This is a genomic window from Bordetella sp. 02P26C-1, from assembly GCF_009763255.1.
Classification (GTDB): domain Bacteria; phylum Pseudomonadota; class Gammaproteobacteria; order Burkholderiales; family Burkholderiaceae_B; genus Bordetella_A.
Window position 1 is genome coordinate 252,424 of the sequence record NZ_WSJB01000010.1, and the last position, 17,302, is coordinate 269,725.

Below are 17,302 nucleotides of genomic sequence, written 5' to 3' on the forward strand. Positions count from 1 at the left end.
TGCTTGACCCGCAGACGCGGTATGAGATCGCTGTGTTGAACCGTTGAGGAGCCCTATGAGCGCATTCAAAGTTTCGCCCGCCCCGACCGATTTGAACGCTGAACAAGCCGAGTTGGCGAGACGGTTGCGCCAGCACACGCAGGGCGAAGTGCGCTTCGATCGGGCAGACCGGGGGCGATATAGCACCGATGCATCGATCTATCAGATTGAACCCGTGGGGGTGTTGATCCCGCGCAGCGTCGATGATGTCGCCGTCGCGTTGCAACACTGCCGCGAGCTGCACATCCCGGTGCTGGCGCGTGGCGCGGGGACTTCGCAATGCGGCCAAACCGTGGGCGCCGCGCTGGTCATCGACAACAGCAAATACCTGAACCGGGTGCTGGATTTTGATCTCGCGGCCATGACGGTCACGGTGGAACCGGGTATTGTGCTGGACCATCTCAATGCATGGCTCAAGCCGCATGGCGTGTGGTTCCCCGTGGATGTCAGCACCTCCGCGCAATGCACTTTGGGCGGGATGGCAGGCAATAACTCCTGTGGTTCGCGCTCGATTGCCTACGGCAACATGGTTCACAACGTAGCGAGCATCGAGGCGCTGCTGCTGGATGGCACGCAAGCCGTGTTCTGCGAAGAGCGCCGGATGCAGAATGCGCCCGAGCGGGTACGCACGTTGATGCAGACGCTGCGCGATATCGCCACTCGCGAACGGGAAGAAATCGAACGGCAGGTGCCACGTGTGTTGCGCCGCGTGGGTGGCTATAACGTCGATATCTATCACCCACAAAGTCCACGCCCCTACAGCCCGGACGGTGACATCAACCTCGCGCACATGCTGGTGGGCAGCGAGGGCACGCTGGCTTATACGCGTAGCATCACCCTCAAACTCTCTCCCCTGCCAGTGGCCAAGGCGCTGGGCGTGGTCAACTTTCCAACGTTTTATCAGGCGATGGATATGACGCGCCATATCGTGGCGCTGGGGCCTTGTGCCGTCGAGCTGGTGGATCGCACGATGATCGATCTGGCGCGCGGCAATCCGGCTTTCCGACCCGTGATCGAAAAGGCGCTGACGGGCGAGCCCGAAGCCATACTGCTGGTGGAGTTCGCCGGCGAGTCGCATGCCGAGCAGGTGGCGAATCTGGGTCGGTTGGTCGAGCTCATGGCCGACCTCGGTTTGCCGGGCAGCGTGATAGAGATGCCCGATGCCGCCGCGCAAAAGGCGTTGTGGGATGTGCGTAAAGCCGGTCTCAATATCATGATGAGCATGCGCGGCGACGGCAAGCCGGTGTCATTCATTGAGGACTGCGCGGTGCCTCTTGAGCATCTGGCCGACTACACCAGTCAGTTAACCGAGGTGTTTGCCAAGCATGGCACGAAGGGCACTTGGTACGCGCATGCTTCGGTCGGAACGCTGCACGTGCGGCCGATCTTGGATATGCGTCGCGATGGCGCAGCCAAGATGCGCGCGATCGCCGAAGAAGCGGGGGAGTTGGTGCGGCGTTATAAGGGCGCCTTCTCCGGCGAGCATGGCGATGGCTTGGTGCGCAGCGAATGGGTCGCGTGGCAATTTGGCCCGCGCCTGATGCGTGCCTTTGAAGCGATCAAGGACGCGTTCGATCCCGACCGGTTGATGAACCCGGGTAAGATCGTGCGCGGCACCAGGATGGACGACCGATCCTTGTTCCGGTTTAAACCGGACTATCGCGTGATCGCTCTGCAGCCCGCGCTGGATTGGTCGGGATGGGACGTGCGTGCCGATCCCGCCACGGAAACGATGACGCCGGCCGGCACGGGCGGTGATCCGGCACGCGGTTTTGGTAAAGCTGTGGAGATGTGCAACAACAACGGGCATTGCCGTAAGTTCGATGCCGGCACCATGTGTCCCAGCTATCGTGTCACGCGCGACGAACAGCATCTCACCCGAGGTCGGGCCAACACGCTGCGGTTGGCCTTGTCGGGACAGCTAGGATCCGATGCGTTGGCCAGCGACGCGCTGCGCGAGACCATGGATCTGTGCGTCAGTTGCAAGGGTTGCAAGCGCGACTGCCCGACCGGCGTGGATATGGCGAAGATGAAGATCGAGTTCCTTAGCCATTGGCGCCAGCAGCGCGGCGTGCGCATCAAGGACAGGCTGATTGCAACGCTGCCCCGGTGGGCCCCCTGGGCGGCGCGTTTGCCCTGGTTGTTTAATCTGCGCGACCGCGTGCCGGGTGCGGCGCAGATTTCGGAGCGTTGGTTCGGTCTGTCGGCAAAGCGCAACCTTCCAGCATGGCGCTCTGACGTGTTTACGCGCACAGCCTCATCGGTCCCTGCGGAGCAAGCAGATGTGGTGCTGTTTGCTGATACCTTTAACAACTATCTGGAGCCGGATAACGCGCGTGCCGCATTGGCGGTGTTGCAAGCCGCAGGCTATCGCGTGGCGATCGCGCGGCCGGACGCAACAGATGCCCAGCCCCAGCGGCCGCTGTGCTGCGGTCGCACCTATTTGTCGGCCGGGATGGTGGACGAGGCGCGAGCGGAGGCGCTGCGCGTCGTTCAAGCCATGCGCCCTTACGTTGAGCGCGGCATCCCCGTGATCGGGCTGGAGCCATCTTGCCTGCTGTCGTTGCGCGACGAGTTTCTCGTGATGGGCCTGGGTGACGAGGCGCAGGCCTTGTCCACGCAGGCGCTGCTATTCGAGGAATTCCTGGCTCGTGAGCATCAGGCCGGGAGGTTAACTCTGGCGCTTCAGGCGTTGCCGCAAAAGCGCGCGCTGTTGCACGGCCATTGTCATCAGAAAGCGTTTGATGCGGTCAAGCCCGTGCAGCGCATACTTGGGCTGATTCCCGACTTGAAGGTGGAACTGATTGAATCCAGCTGCTGCGGCATGGCGGGCAGTTTTGGTTACGAGGCCTCGCATTACGAGACCTCGATGCAAATGGCGGAGCTGTCGCTGCTGCCCGCGATGAGGCAGGCGGATACCGATACCTTGCTGATCGCGGATGGAACCAGCTGCCGCCATCAAATCGCGCACGGTTTGCATACGCACGGCGGGCGGCAAGCCGAGCATGTTGCCCGCGTACTGCAAAAGGCCTTGCCAGCGGCACGCGCCGTGTGAGCGGCCGCCGGTGCAAGCGCAGTCGTTGTCAGATCATCGACTCGCCGGTTTCTTTGGCGCGTTTTACATCGCGGCGTAATGCCACGAGGAGAATAGCCAGAATCGCCGCCGAGATGACGGGCCAAACAAGGATATAAAGCGTCAGTAGCATCTTGGACTCCTTTCGATCAGGCGCGGGCCGGGGCAGGGTTGCCGGACAGCGTGCTAGGGTTGGGCAGGGCTTCTTTCTCTTGTTGAAACGACGTGACGCGCTGCGACAACTGGCTGAAATCAAAACGCTCGCGGCTCCGTAGACTCAATGCCACGCACACAATGGTGCTTACGCCATACGCTGTGAGCGATCCGGTCAACACGGTGTAGTCGCGCAGAAAACCGATGCACAAGGGCATCAACACCACCGCCGCGATCACGCCAATCACCAGCGCGGGACGACGGCCGAAGAAACCAAACGTCATCAGACCCAGCACCACACCGCCGCCCAGGGCCGCGCAGACCTCAAAGAACACCGCGACAGCGCCTTCGATGGGCAGCAATTCAAAGCGTACAACCGTAAACAGAGCCACAGCCGAGATCACCGACCACACGAATGCGCGGTTATCGACACGGTCCCAGAAAAAGCTGGCAATGACCGGGAACACGATGGCGCCCCACAAGGCACCCACAAACACCAGCATCACAAGGATGTCCAAACGCATGCTGGCGAAAATCACGCCCGCCATGGTGGCGGCGACCATTGTGGCGCGGCCCCACCACAGCATGCGGCGCGGATCGGGCTTGCCCTTGGCAATATTGCGCGCGTAAACGTCGGTCATGACAATGGCCGAGAGCGCCGCGAGATCGGAGTCGGCCGTCGACGACAGCGAGCCCACCACCAGAATAAAGAACAACGCAATGCCCACCGGCGGCAGATAGGTCGAAGCCATTTGCGGGATGATGTTATTCAAGTCGCCGTCTACCGGTTGCAGGCCGACGAATAGTGCCAGCAATCCCAGCATGCCCAAGCCGATCACCACCGCGCCATAGCCGATCGTGGCCGTCAGAAAGGTAGGCTTGATCAGGTCTTCCCGCACGGCGAACAGACGCTGCGCGATCGTTTGGTTGCCAATGGCATACGCCAATACCGCGACGAAATACGGTGCGCCTTGTTCGAGAATCGCCGTAGTGGAATAGAGGTCCGCTTGTTCGGGCGATAGCCGCCACATGTTGGTATCCAACAGATCGGGTCCGCCTGCATTAAAGAAGATCAGCGGGATGATGATCACCGCCGACAAGATCATCGCCAGCAATTGCGCAAAGTCGGTCATGACCGACGCGCGAAAGCCCGACCAAAATGAGTAGGACAAGACGCCCAGACCCGCGATCAGCACACCTTGCGTAAAGCTCAAGGGGCTCAAGATCGACACCAGTGCACCCGCCGCGGTGAAGTTCACCATCAGACTGATACAGCTGCCAATGATGTTCGATATTGCCATGATCATCTGGCTTGACGTGCCGTGGCGCGCTTGCAGGATCTCCGCCAAGGTGTGTGCCTTGGGCGCCAGTTGACGAAAGCGTTTGCCAAAAGGGTAGATAAACAGAATCATCAACGCGCCCCAGAATCCATAATGGATGGGGCCCGACAGCCCGTACTTAAAGCCAGATGTCGCGCTAGCGTAAAAGGAAGCCGCCCAGATCCAGGTGGCGATCATGCTTGCGGCGGCAAGGCCAAAGCCGACAGCGTTGTTCGAAGTCATGTAGCCGTCCACATTTTCATTGCGCTTGCCAATGAACAAAGACATCAAAAATGTGGCGCCGTAAAACCCGACCAATAACATGATGGCCGTTGTGCCCGATAGCTGAAAAAGCTGTGCTTCCTGCATGGGGATGTTTTTCTCCTCTCGTCGTAGCGCACCCGAAAGCGCGCGACCGCCCAAGCCATTTCCGCACTGTGCGATGGGTGGCGACAACCCACTGGCGTGCTGAAACACCGTACGCGCGATCGACGCGCGCACGTTATCCTGCGTGGCTGGTGCCGGGTGTCGGCTAGCCATGCAGCGTTGAACGCACACAAAGGTGCAGCGCTACCGCGGGCCGTGTTCGTGGGCGACGGCGCCCAGTCGGATCCCGAGATCGGAAGCAATGAACCGGCTTGTTTAGCCGGCATGGTGTTACGCGGCCAAACCCGCTGGCCGGAGATTGTGTTTCAGCAAAATTGCCGGGCCGCTGTGCGCAGCCTAGTGATGGATGACCATAAAGCTGTGACCGGCCATCCGTAAAGGGCTAGGAGTATAAAGGTTTGCATGCAAACTGTCTATGCCCGCTACACATTGATTCATCAAGTAACCTGTGTGCAGTATATTGGGGCAGCAGGGGGCATCCAAGCCGCCCTGCGTTTAGACCTCAGGAGGTGCAGATGACTGATTCGAAAAATAAAGCAGCCGTAGGTTCGACGACGGGAGCCGGCGCTCCCGCACCGAGCGATCGTAATTCGCTGACCATCGGACCGAATGGCCCTATCGTTTTGCACGATGTGCATTTCCTGGAGCAGATGGCGCACTTCAATCGCGAGAAAGTGCCAGAGCGTCAACCGCATGCCAAGGGCTCAGGTGCTTTCGGTGTGTTTGAAACGACCGAAGACGTCTCCGCCTACACCAAGGCGGCGCTGTTTCAGAAAGGCTGTCAAACCGAAATGCTCGCGCGTTTTTCGACGGTGGCGGGCGAGGCCGGCAGCCCCGACACGTGGCGCGATGTGCGAGGGTTTTCGCTGAAGTTCTATACGACCGAAGGCAACTACGATCTGGTGGGTAACAACACGCCGGTATTCTTCGTGCGTGACCCGATGAAGTTTCCCCATTTCATTCGCAGCCAGAAACGCCTGCCGGATTCCGGTTTGCGCGACAACCATATGCAGTGGGACTTCTGGACGCTCAATCCCGAGACCGCGCACCAGGTGACGTATTTGATGGGTGAACGTGGGCTGCCGCGTACCTGGCGCCATATGAACGGCTATGGCTCCCACACCTATATGTGGGTCAATGCCGCGGGTGAACGTTTCTGGGTGAAGTATCACTTCCATTCGCAGCAGGGCACGAAGAACTTCACCAACGCCGAAGCGATGGAGATGGCCGGTCGCGATGCTGACTACCATCGTCGTGATCTGTTTGACGCCATCGCGCGCGGCGAGCATCCGGTGTGGACGATGTTCGTGCAAGTCATGCCGTATGCGGATGCCAAGACGTATCGCTTCAATCCTTTCGACCTGACCAAGGTCTGGTCTCATAAGGACTACCCGTTGATCAAGGTCGGCACGATGACCTTGAATCGCAATCCGGAGAACTTCTTCGCGCAGATCGAGCAGGCCGCGTTCTCGCCGGGCAATACGGTGCCGGGTATCGGCCTGTCGCCCGACAAGATGCTGCTGGGTCGCGCGTTTGCCTACAACGACGCGCAACGCAATCGTATCGGCACCAACTTCCATCAGCTGCCGGTGAATAAGCCCAAGTGCCCGGTGCAGTCCTATATGTTCGATGGCCAGATGGCTTACGAACACAGTGGTAATCAGCCGGTTTACGCGCCCAACTCGCAAGGTCGTACCTGGTCGGACACGACCGGCAAGATGGAAGACGGTTGGGAGGCCGATGGCGACATGGTGCGCAGTGCCTACACGCTGCATGCCGAGGACGATGACTTCAGTCAGCCAGGCGCGCTCGTGCGCGAAGTGTTCGATGATGCCGCTCGCGCGCAGCTGGTCGAAACCGTCGCGGGTGCGTTGTTAGGCGGCGTGCGCAGCCCGGTGCTTGAGCGTGCGTTCGACTACTGGAAACAGATCGACCCCGATGTGGGCCGGCGCATCGAGGAAAAAGTCCGTGCGGGCCAAGCGCCGGAACCAGCCTCGGGCATGAGCGAAGCCTGATCGTGAACGCGTCGGCCTGACGGCGCGGTAATGCGATAAGAAATCGGCGAGCAAGGCGTGACGCCTTGCTCGCCGTTTATGTTTTACCGTCTATGCCGCGATCAAAACTCTTCCAGGTAGCGCATGCGAAAGCGGCGGCCCTTGATGTTGCTGTTCGATATGCGCGCAAACGCCTGTTTGGCGATCTGGCGATCGATAGCCACATAGGCGCTGAATTCGTGGATATTGATCTTGCCCACTTGTTCGAAGGTCAAGCCGCCATCGCCGGTCAGAGCGCCCAACAGATCGCCGGGACGTAGTTTGTCCTTCTTACCACCTTGGATGCATAGCGTCACCATCGGCGCACGCAATGGCCGGTCCGCCTTCGGACGTAGCGCTTTGATATCCGCCCATTTCAACGGCGTGCCCTGATATTGTTCGATCAGGTTCGCCCAGCGCATTTCCTCGGGCGAACACAGGCTTAGTGCCAAGCCCTTTTGATCGCCCCGGCCGCTGCGGCCAATGCGGTGGATGTGCACTTCCGTATCCTTGGTCACATCCACGTTGATGACGGCGCTTAGATTCTGGATGTCCAAGCCGCGTGCCGCCACATCGGTGGCCACCAGCACGGCGCAACTCTGGTTGGCGAACTGGATCAGGATCTCGTCGCGCTCACGCTGCTCCAGATCGCCATTCAGCGCCAGGGCGCTGATGCCTTCGGCCTGCAAGCGTTCAACCAGATCGTGGCTACGGATCTTGGTATTGCAAAACGCCAGCGTGGAGGCCGGCCGGAAATGCGCGAGCAGCGTGGCCACGGCGTCCAGCCTTTGGCTGTTATCGATCTCGTAAAAGATCTGTTCGATGCGGCTCGCGTCATGTTGCGCCTCGACCTTGACTTCGGCCGGGTTACGCAAAAAGCGCGCGCTCAGCTTGCGAATATTGTCGGGATAAGTCGCCGAGAACAGCAGGGTCTGGCGTTTGCCTGGGCATTGGGAGGCAATGGCCACGATATCGTCGTAGAACCCCATGTCGACCATGCGGTCTGCCTCGTCCAGGACCAGGGTGCTCAGTTGGGACAGATCGAGACTGCCGCGCGCCAGGTGGTCCTGGATGCGGCCCGGCGTGCCCACAATCAGGTGCGCACCACGGGCAAGCGATTCGGCTTGGGGTCTGGCAGCCGCGCCGCCGCAGAGCGTCAGGACTTTGACGTTGGGAATCAGGCGGGCCAGCCGGCGCAGTTCCTGCGCCACCTGATCGGCCAATTCCCGCGTGGGGCAAAGCAGCAGCGCCTGCGGGACCAGGCGCGCGACATCCAGTTTTTGCAGCAGGCCCAACCCAAAAGCGGCGGTCTTGCCACTGCCTGTTTTGGCCTGGGCGATGAGATCGCGGCCTTCGAGAATGAGCGGCAGGCTCTGCGCCTGGATCGGCGTCATGTGGTCAAAGCCCAGGCTTTGCAGGTTTTCTAACAAAGCGGGCAGCAAAGGCAGGGCGGAAAAAGGGGATTGAGTCACGACGGAACCGAAATAAAAGCGAAGTAACTCACAGTGTATGCGTTTGTACGACGCCGCTGGGATCATTCGGGCCATTCACGCAGCTGGCAACATATTTCACGCTTGCTTATGCCTCTGATACCAGCGCGTCACGCCGTTTCTATACAATTCCGTCCTCACTCCCGCGAGGGAGGGCTTTGTTGCCGTATATGCAAGAGATCGCAGTTTATATTCGCAGCCGATGCAAGTTCGGCGATCAGGTGGTTTCCTACGCCACGCTGTCCCAACTAAAGCATTGGTGGCCACAGGCACGCTTGCGGGTCGTGGCGCAGCATGCGGTGTCGCATTACTACTGCTCATTACCCTGGGTGGATGAGTTCGTGCAGGCAGAAACGCTGGTCGAGGCGGTACGCGCCATGCCGCCTCGCGCGGATCTGGCGGTGAGCCTGCACCACACCAGTGAGCGCTACGCGCTCGTGAATCTGCTGCGACGGCCAAAGCTGCGGCTAGGGTTTCGTAATCTCCGTTTGCTCGATTGTTGCTGGACCCACGCGCACGACAAAGACATTAACGAGTACATCGCGCTGGCCAACTTGTTATTGTTGAATACGTACCGGCCCGTCGCGCCCGAGGAGGCTTCACGTCGGTGTTTCGAACAGATCGCGGCGCAGGCGGTGCCGCAGCCTGCCCCCGCCGATATCGTGATGATTCCCGGTGGTGGCGATGGGGAGTTCAAGCGTTGGGGCGTCGCGAATTTCTTGGCGCTGGCCGATTCGCTGAAAAGCCGTCTTGGCGGCGATGCGCGATTCAGCTTCGTGCTGGGGCCGGCCGAGGCGGCCGAAGTTGGGGCGCTCCAGGCCCTGCGCCGGCCGGACTTCGAACTGATCGTCGGCCGCTCGATTCCCGAGTTGGCCAGCTTGATGCTGAATGCGCGGCTGGTGGTGGCCAACGACTGCGGGCCTTCCCATATCGGCCAAGGCGTGTGCGTGCCATATGTGGGCGTGTTCAACGAAGCGAATCCTGAATGGTTCTGGGCCCGGCCTTACTCGGCCGCGGTCTATCCGGAGAACGGCGTCGTCGACATCCAGCGCGTGAGTCCCGCGCGCGTGGCGGATGCCTGCCTGCGGGTACTCTCCAGCGTCCGACCTTACTGATTCTCGCGCCGGTGCAATGCCGGCGCCGTCGCCTTTTGCCTTGCCGTGTGCGGCCCGCCGGGAAACTACCATCACGGGTAAACCCTCAGCTCTACGACCTTGACCATTTGCTGCATTGCGGCGAATATTCCCGTTTTCGAGAATTCTCATATCCGAAAATAAATTCGGTGTGCAAAGGATGATGCGGCATGACGGGCGGGAAGGTATACGACTATCTGATCATTGGCGCGGGAATGGCTGGCGCTTCGCTGGCCTACCGGCTGCGGGACCGCGGGTCGATCATGGTGGTCGAGATGGAAAGCCAGGCCGGTTATCACACGTCCGGGCGCTCGGCTGCGATGTTCATGGAAACCTACGGTACGCCGACCATACGCGCCCTGACTCGCGCTAGCCGGTCGTTTTTCGAAACGCCGCCGGCGGGCTTTAGCGAACATGCTTTGCTGGCCGATCGCGGCGTGGTCTATATCGCGCATGAGGGGCAGGAGAGCTTGCTCGCCGAGACGCTCGAACAACTGCAGGCCACTGGGGCGACGGTACGCTTGCTGAGCGCCGATGAAGTCATCGCGCGCGTGCCTTGCGTGCGTCGCGAGGGACTGATCGGTGCGATCGAGGAGCCCGACGCGATGGATATCGATGTGCATGCGCTATTGCACGGTTTCTTGCGCGGCGCGAAGCAGTCGGGCGTGGAATTCACCTATAGCGCGGCCGTCGAGCGGGCAGAGCGCGAGGGTGAGTTGTGGCAGGTGACGCTCTCCAATGGCACGACAGTGGCTGCGCGTAGTGTGGTGGATGCGGCAGGCGCCTGGGGCGAGCGTGTCGCCGCATTGTTTGGGGCCGCGCCGCTGGGCTTGCAGCCCAAGCGTCGCAGTGCATTTACATTCAAGCTCGACGCGAACGACGGCCAATGGACCGATACCGATCACTGGCCCGCCGTCGTGGGCGTAGACGAGTCTTTCTACTTCAAACCGGATGCTGGGCAGTTCCTGGGTTCCCCCGCGAACGCCGACCCGGTTGAACCGCACGATGTCGTGGCCGAAGAACTCGATATCGCAATCGGTATCGACCGCATTTGCACCGCGACAACGTTGACGATCCGCCGCCCGAAGCACACCTGGGCAGGACTGCGTTCGTTTCTGCCCGATGGCGATTTCGCCATCGGCTGGGACCCGCAAGTGAGCGGATTTTTCTGGCTGGTGGGGCAGGGCGGCTATGGCATTCAGTCGGCGCCCGGCGCTTCGATGCTGGCCGCAAACCTCGTCCTGGGCGAGCCGCTGGACCCGTCTTTGCAGGCTGAAGACATTGACGCGGCGCTCGTATCGCCAGCACGTTATCACGCTTGAATCCCAACACCTAAACAGCGAGTCACTGATATGAGCATTGAACGTTACGAGTCTCCCTTGGGTCTGCCTTTCTCGCGCATGATCCGCGCCGGCGGTTTTGTGTTCTTTTCGGGCCAGATCCCGATGGACAGCAACGGCCAGGTGGTGCGCGGCGATATCAAGACGCAAACGGCTGCCGTCATGGAACGCCTGCGCGACAGTCTTGCCGAGGTCGGTCTGGGCTTTGAGGATGTAATCAAGGCCACCGTGTGGCTATCGGATCTGGCGATGTTCGCCGAGTTCAATGAGGTTTATCGCACGTATTTCGCGGCAGGTCTGCCAGTGCGTTCGACGGTTGAAGCCAAGCTCGCGATGGGCGTGGATCTCGAAATCGAAATCCAGGCGTTGGATCGTTAACGCCACTGACGTCCAGGAGACAGGCAATGCGCATCTTCACCGCATCGTTGGCCACCGAGACCAACACCTTTTCGCCCATCCCCACGGGTATCGATTCGTTCAGGTCGCGCGGCTACTACCGCGCCGGCGAACATCCCGACACCATGCAGCAGTTCGCCGGACCGCTGTGGGCGGCGCGCCAGCGTGCCAAGGTGCACGGATGGACGGTTATCGAAGGCACCGTGGCGGGTGCCATGCCGGCGGGTCTGACTACGCGTCACGCATACGAAACGCTGCGCGATGAGATTCTGCAGGATCTGCGCAATGCCGGTCAGGTCGATATGGTGGTGCTGGGACTGCATGGCGCGATGGTCGCGGACGGCTACGACGATTGCGAAGGCGATCTGATTTGGCGCGTGCGCGAGATCGTGGGTCCGGATGTCGTGATCGGCGCCGAATTGGATCCGCATTGCCATATGACGCCGCTGATGTATGACACGGCCGACGTGCTGGTGTGCTTTAAGGAGTACCCCCACACCGACATTCTCGAGCGAGCCTATGATCTGGTGGACCTGTGCGCGGCCAAGGTGCGCGGCGAGGTCAAGCCCACGCTCTCGGTGTTCGACTGCGAGATGATTTCCATCATGCATACCAGCCGCGAGCCGATGCGCAGCTTCGTCGATCGGTTGCTGGCGATGGAAAAAGAGCCTGGCATTCTGTCGATTTCCATCGCGCACGGTTTCCCCTGGGGCGATGTGCCGGGGATGGGATCTAAGGTCCTCGTCTACACCGATGGCGATGCGGCGCGCGCGCAGCAATTGTCTGAAAGCCTGGGTAAAGAGATCATCGCGTTTCGTGATTCCTTGCAGCCCGCGTACCCCTCGACGGCCGAAGCCCTGAAGATCATCCAGGACAATCAGCGCTACCCCGCCGTGCTGGCCGATTCCGCCGACAACGCGGGCGGCGGTGCGGGTAGCGATTCGACCTATGTGCTGGCCGAACTCCTGGAAAAAGGCGTGCGTGACGCAGCGATTGCTCCGATCTGGGACCCGGTGGCGGTGGGTCTGTGCATGAACGCAGGCGTTGGCGCCACGTTGCAGTTGCGCATCGGCGGCAAGGTGTCTGCGGCCTCAGGTAATCCCGTCGATGCCCGCTGTGTCGTCAAGGCGCTCAAACGCGATGCCTATATGACCGGGCTGTCGAACACGCCATCGCTGATCGGCGATGTGGCAGTAGTCGAGACCGAGGGCATTACGCTGGTGCTGAACACCGTGCGCAATCAGGCAATCGGGCGCGACCTCTTCACGCAATTTGGCATCGATCTTTCGCAATTCAAAATCATCGTGGTGAAGTCCTCGCAGCATTTTTATGCGGAGTACTCCAAGGTCGCGGCACAGGTGATCTATCTGAAGACGCCGGGCTCGGTGTCGTCGGACCTCAATGCGCTGCCGTATCAAAAAATCGTTTACCCCAAGTGGCCACTGACAACGCCGGCCGTGTAAACGCAGCAAAACTCGATAAACACAGGAGAGCAGTTATGACGAGGACATTCGCAGGCTTAAAAACGCTGGCTGCGACGCTGACCGCGGCTGGCGTATTGCTGGCCAGCGGTAGCGCATGGGCCACGACGACGGTGCGCATGGCGCCCAACGGCGATCTGAAGACGCTGGATCCGTCGTTCAACACGGTCTATATCACGCGTAACCATGGCTACATGGTGTTCGACACCTTGTTCGCTCAGGACAGCAAGGGCGAGATCCGCCCGCAGATGGTCGATACCTGGACCAAATCCGACGACGGCAAAAAATGGTCGTTCACGTTGCGCGACGGCCTGCAGTTCAATGACGGCGCACCGGTGACCGCGGCTGACTGCGTAGCATCTATCGAGCGCTGGGCCAAGAAAGATACGCTGGGCCGTCTGATGATGAAGGCCGGCGCCAAGTTCAATGTGGTCAACGACAAGACGTTCGAGCTCACCCTGGACAACGATTTCGGTCTGGTGTTGGCGGCCTTGTCCAAACCTTCGGGCATGCCGCTGTTCATCATGCCCAAGCGCTTGGCCGACACCGACCCCAACGTGCCGATCACCGAAATGGTGGGCTCGGGCCCGTTCCTCTTCAAGAAAGACGAATGGGTGCCTGGCAACAAGGTCGTCTACGTCAAGAACCCCAACTACAAGCCGCGCGCCGAGCCTGCCGATGGCCTGGCCGGGGGCAAGGTCGCGAAAGTGGACCGAGTCGAGTGGGTCTACATTCCCGACGCCAACACCGCCGCCGCGGCGTTGCAAAACGGCGAGATCGATATGATTGAAAGCGTGACGCCGGACTTCCTGCCTGTGCTGGAGGGCAATTCCGACGTCAGCCTGATCCCGTCGCTGGCTTCGCAAGGCATGGTCGTACCGAACTTCCTGCACCCGCCGTTCAACAACGCCAAAGCCCGTCAGGCGATGTACCACGTGATCGATCAGGCGGCATTCGTGTCGGCAGTCGGTTATGGCGGCAAGTATCGCACCGAGTACTGCGGTTCGATGTATACCTGCAGCTCGCCTTTCGCGACCGATGCGGGTGCCGCGCCTTACAAGAAGCCGGATTTCGAAAAGGCCAAGCAACTGCTCAAGGAAGCCGGCTACAAGAACGAAAAGGTCGTGATCTTGTATCCGACAGATAACGTCAACGGCCCGGCCAACCTCGTGCTCGCCCAGGCGCTGCAAAAGGCCGGCTTTAACGTGGATCTGCAGGCCATGGACTGGGCATCCGTCGCCGCGCGTCGGTTGAAGAAAGACGCGCCCGATAACGGCGGATGGAACATCTTCCTCACGCATGGCGGTTACTTCGATGCCAGTACGCCGGTGACCAATCCGTGGCTGTCGGCGCCTTGCGGCAACGGCTTGCCCGGCTGGCCCTGCGATGAAGAACTCGACAAGCTGCGCTCGCAATGGATTGCCGAAGGCGACCCCGCCAAGAGCAAGGAACTCGCCGCCAAGATCCAGGAACGCGCCTACGAATCGGTGCCTTATGTGATGTGGGGCGAATTCAAGCCCGTGATCGCCACGCGCGGCCTGAAAAACACCGACTTGATGAAGGTCGGTATTCCGGTGATGTGGAACGTCGAGAAGTAGTGTGAGGCCGCCCGGCGGGACCTTGCCCAAGGAGTGTTGAATTGCCGTACTTAATACGAAGACTGGTCGCCACTATCCCCGTGATGGTGATCGTCGCGGTGTTTGTCTTCTTTCTTGCCCACATGTCGCCGGGCGATCCGGCGGCGGTGCTGGCAGGGGATAACGCCACCGTGGAAGACGTGGAGAAAATCCGCGCCGCCATGGGGCTGGACAAACCGCTGGTCGAGCAATTTCTGCACTGGGGCGGTAATGTCCTGCGGGGCGATCTCGGCGTATCGACATCGACAAAGATGCCGGTACTGACCTTGATTCATCAGCGCATGGGACCGACCTTGTCGATTGCGCTGTTTACGATCCTCCTGGCGGTGTTCCTCGCGGTGCCGCTGGGTGTGATCGCCGCGTGGAAAGCCGGGTCGCTGACAGACCGATTGATCATGTTGGGGTCGGTCGTGGCCTTTTCCATTCCGGTGTTTTTGATCGGCTATGGCTTGGCCTATGTGTTTTCCGTCAAGCTGGGCGTGCTGCCCGTGCAGGGTTATAAGCCCATGTCGGACGGGCTGGCTACGTATGCGCGCCATCTGGTTCTGCCCTGTGTGTCGCTGGGTCTGGTCTATATGGCGTTGCTCACGCGTATGACCCGCGCCACCATGCTGGAAGCGCTGGGCGAGGATTACATCCGCACCGCGCGCGCCAAGGGGCTGGATTCGCGTCTCATCATCTGGCATGCGTTGAAGAACGCCGCCAATCCGATTGTCACGACCATCGGTGTCGGTATCGCCATGTTGATCGGCGGGGTGGTGGTGACCGAGACCGTCTTCGCGATCCCGGGTCTGGGGCGGTTGACGGTGGATGCCGTGTTGCGTCACGACTACCCGGTTATTCAGGGGGTCTTGCTGATCTCTTCGGCTGTCTATGTGCTCATCAACCTGCTGGTCGATCTGAGCTATCGCATTTTTGATCCCAGAATGGACCGCTGATCGTCATGCAAGTGCTTGCTCCCAATCCTATCAGCAGCCGCAAACGCATCGCGTTCGCGCTGCGTCAACAACCCACGATGTATATCGGCATCGCGGTCCTGGTCGCATTGGCCTTGATGGCGATTTTCGCGCCGTGGATCGCGCCTTATAGTCCCACGGACATCAATCCGTTAGCCCGGATGAAGCCGCCATCGGCCGCCCATATTTTTGGCACCGATGCGTTGGGCCGCGATATTTTCTCGCGTGTTGTCTGGGGCGCGCGCGTGTCCCTGGTGGTCGGCATCGCGGTCGCCTTGCTCAGTGTCTTGTTGGGCGTGGTGATCGGTATGCTGGCCGGCTATTTCTCCAAGCTGGACATGATCATCATGCGGATCATGGATGGCTTGATGGCGATACCGAACATCCTGCTGGCTATCGCGTTGATGGCGGTATTCAAAGGCGGTTTGCTCACGGTGATCGCGGCCATCATCATCCCGGAAGTGCCACGGGTCGTGCGGCTGGTGCGCGCGCTCGTCATGTCGATTCGCAATCAGCCCTATGTCGAGGCTGCGCATGCGTTGGGTACGCGCACGCACAAGATCCTGGTCATGCATATCCTGCCGAACCTGTTTGCGCCGTTGATGGTGCAGGCGACCTTCATCGCCGCTTCGGCCATCATCACCGAGGCCGTGTTGAGTTTTCTGGGTGTGGGCATTCCGCCGCAGACGCCGAGCTGGGGCAACATCATGGCCGACGGACGCAATTTCCTGTCGATTGCCTTTCACATCATTCTGTTCCCAGGCCTGTTCCTGGCGATGACGGTGCTGGCGGTCAATATGCTGGGTGACGGGTTGCGCGACATGCTGGACCCCAAACTGGCCAAGAAGATTTAAGGCGGGCGACGTGATGAGCAATCAAGACATTCTGCGCGTTGAGAATCTCAGCGTGCATTTCGAGGGGCTCGAACGCACGGTCGTGGCCGTCAACAACCTGTCGTTCCATGTGCGCAGCGGCGAGACGCTGGGCATCGTGGGCGAGTCAGGCTGCGGCAAGAGCGTGACCTCGCTGGCGATCATGCGTCTGCTGGCGAAATCGGCCAAGATACATAGCGGGGCGATTCATTTCGAGGATCAGAACCTGTTGGCGCTGTCCGAGCGGCAAATGCGTGCCGTGCGTGGCAATCAGCTGTCGATGATTTTCCAGGAGCCGATGACGTCCTTGAACCCGGTATTCACGGTCGGCCGGCAGATCGCGGAGTCGATCGTACGGCATCAGGGCAAGACCTATAAACAAGCCCTGGTGGACGCGCAGGGACTGTTGGAACTGGTGCAGGTCTCCGACCCGAAAAAGCGCTTGTCGAACTATCCCTTCGAGTTGTCGGGCGGCATGCGGCAGCGGGTCATGATTGCCATCGCGCTGGCGTGCCGGCCTCGCCTGTTGATCGCCGACGAACCCACCACGGCGCTGGATGTGACGATTCAGGCGCAGATTCTGCAGATCCTCAAGGACATTCAGGCGCAACTCGGTACCGCCATCGTGCTGATCACACACGACCTGGGCGTGGTGGCCGAGGCATGCGACCGCGTCATGGTGATGTATGCCGGCTCCAAGGTCGAAGAAGGCTCGGTGTCCGACGTGTTGTACCGGTCCAGGCATCCGTACACCCAGGCACTGATCCGATCGCTGCCAGCCTTTGCCGATGCGGATGCCAGCCAGACCCGGTTGGCGGAGTTGCCGGGCATCGTGCCCACCATCACTCCCCAGGCGCGCGGCTGTGCGTTTGCGTCGCGCTGTTCGCATGCGATCGACGCTTGCCAGACGACGCCGCCCGTCGCCTTGCAAGACGGCGGTATCCATACCTACTGGTGCAGGGTAGCGGCTTAGTCGCGTCGACGAAATCTATA

The 17,302-nt window shown here is 60.4% G+C and carries 13 protein-coding genes; 10 read left to right on the forward strand and 3 right to left on the reverse strand.

Annotation, left to right across the window (positions count from 1 at the left end):
• Positions 1 to 55: 55 nt before the first annotated feature.
• Positions 56 to 3,094: an FAD-binding and (Fe-S)-binding domain-containing protein gene (locus GOQ28_RS06875; RefSeq protein ID WP_160355917.1), complete on the forward strand. Its 3,039-nt coding sequence runs from the start codon at positions 56 to 58 to the stop codon at positions 3,092 to 3,094.
• A gap of 28 nt (positions 3,095 to 3,122) precedes the next feature.
• On the opposite strand, the gene GOQ28_RS18615 is transcribed toward GOQ28_RS06875, so the two are convergent.
• Positions 3,123 to 3,245: a putative transporter small subunit gene (locus tag GOQ28_RS18615; RefSeq protein WP_236844253.1), complete on the reverse strand. Its 123-nt coding sequence runs from the start codon at positions 3,243 to 3,245 to the stop codon at positions 3,123 to 3,125.
• 16 nt (positions 3,246 to 3,261) lie between these two features.
• Positions 3,262 to 4,953: a sodium:solute symporter family protein gene (locus tag GOQ28_RS06880; RefSeq protein WP_160355949.1), complete on the reverse strand. Its 1,692-nt coding sequence runs from the start codon at positions 4,951 to 4,953 to the stop codon at positions 3,262 to 3,264.
• A gap of 533 nt (positions 4,954 to 5,486) precedes the next feature.
• On the opposite strand from GOQ28_RS06880, the gene GOQ28_RS06885 reads away from it, so the two are divergent.
• Positions 5,487 to 6,986: a catalase gene (locus GOQ28_RS06885; protein WP_160355918.1), complete on the forward strand. Its 1,500-nt coding sequence runs from the start codon at positions 5,487 to 5,489 to the stop codon at positions 6,984 to 6,986.
• A 101-nt stretch (positions 6,987 to 7,087) separates the two neighbouring features.
• Here the strand turns inward: GOQ28_RS06885 and dbpA are convergent, their stop codons facing one another.
• Positions 7,088 to 8,476 (reverse strand): ATP-dependent RNA helicase DbpA, encoded by a 1,389-nt coding sequence (gene dbpA, locus GOQ28_RS06890; protein ID WP_160355919.1) that lies wholly within the window; start codon positions 8,474 to 8,476, stop codon positions 7,088 to 7,090.
• A gap of 188 nt (positions 8,477 to 8,664) precedes the next feature.
• Here dbpA and GOQ28_RS06895 point away from each other — a divergent pair, with 188 nt between their 5' ends.
• From GOQ28_RS06895 to GOQ28_RS06930, 8 genes are all read left to right on the forward strand, one after another.
• Positions 8,665 to 9,609: a glycosyltransferase family 9 protein gene (locus tag GOQ28_RS06895; protein ID WP_160355920.1), complete on the forward strand. Its 945-nt coding sequence runs from the start codon at positions 8,665 to 8,667 to the stop codon at positions 9,607 to 9,609.
• Positions 9,610 to 9,797: 188 nt separating this feature from the next.
• Positions 9,798 to 10,949, forward strand: a complete 1,152-nt coding sequence (locus GOQ28_RS06900; protein WP_160355921.1) for an NAD(P)/FAD-dependent oxidoreductase — start codon at positions 9,798 to 9,800, stop codon at positions 10,947 to 10,949.
• A 30-nt stretch (positions 10,950 to 10,979) separates the two neighbouring features.
• Positions 10,980 to 11,345 (forward strand): RidA family protein, encoded by a 366-nt coding sequence (locus GOQ28_RS06905; RefSeq protein ID WP_160355922.1) that lies wholly within the window; start codon positions 10,980 to 10,982, stop codon positions 11,343 to 11,345.
• A gap of 26 nt (positions 11,346 to 11,371) precedes the next feature.
• Positions 11,372 to 12,826 (forward strand): M81 family metallopeptidase, encoded by a 1,455-nt coding sequence (locus GOQ28_RS06910; RefSeq protein ID WP_160355923.1) that lies wholly within the window; start codon positions 11,372 to 11,374, stop codon positions 12,824 to 12,826.
• A 35-nt stretch (positions 12,827 to 12,861) separates the two neighbouring features.
• The gene (locus GOQ28_RS06915) at positions 12,862 to 14,442 is read left to right on the forward strand and encodes an ABC transporter substrate-binding protein (protein ID WP_160355924.1); all 1,581 of its coding nucleotides are present in this window, start codon (positions 12,862 to 12,864) and stop codon (positions 14,440 to 14,442) included.
• A gap of 41 nt (positions 14,443 to 14,483) precedes the next feature.
• On the forward strand, positions 14,484 to 15,419 hold the full coding sequence (locus GOQ28_RS06920; protein WP_160355925.1) for an ABC transporter permease: 936 nt from the start codon (positions 14,484 to 14,486) through the stop codon (positions 15,417 to 15,419).
• 5 nt (positions 15,420 to 15,424) lie between these two features.
• Positions 15,425 to 16,291 (forward strand): ABC transporter permease, encoded by an 867-nt coding sequence (locus GOQ28_RS06925; protein ID WP_160355926.1) that lies wholly within the window; start codon positions 15,425 to 15,427, stop codon positions 16,289 to 16,291.
• Between the two features lie 13 nt (positions 16,292 to 16,304).
• On the forward strand, positions 16,305 to 17,282 hold the full coding sequence (locus GOQ28_RS06930) for an ABC transporter ATP-binding protein (RefSeq protein WP_160355927.1): 978 nt from the start codon (positions 16,305 to 16,307) through the stop codon (positions 17,280 to 17,282).
• The last annotated feature ends 20 nt before the right edge of the window (positions 17,283 to 17,302 follow it).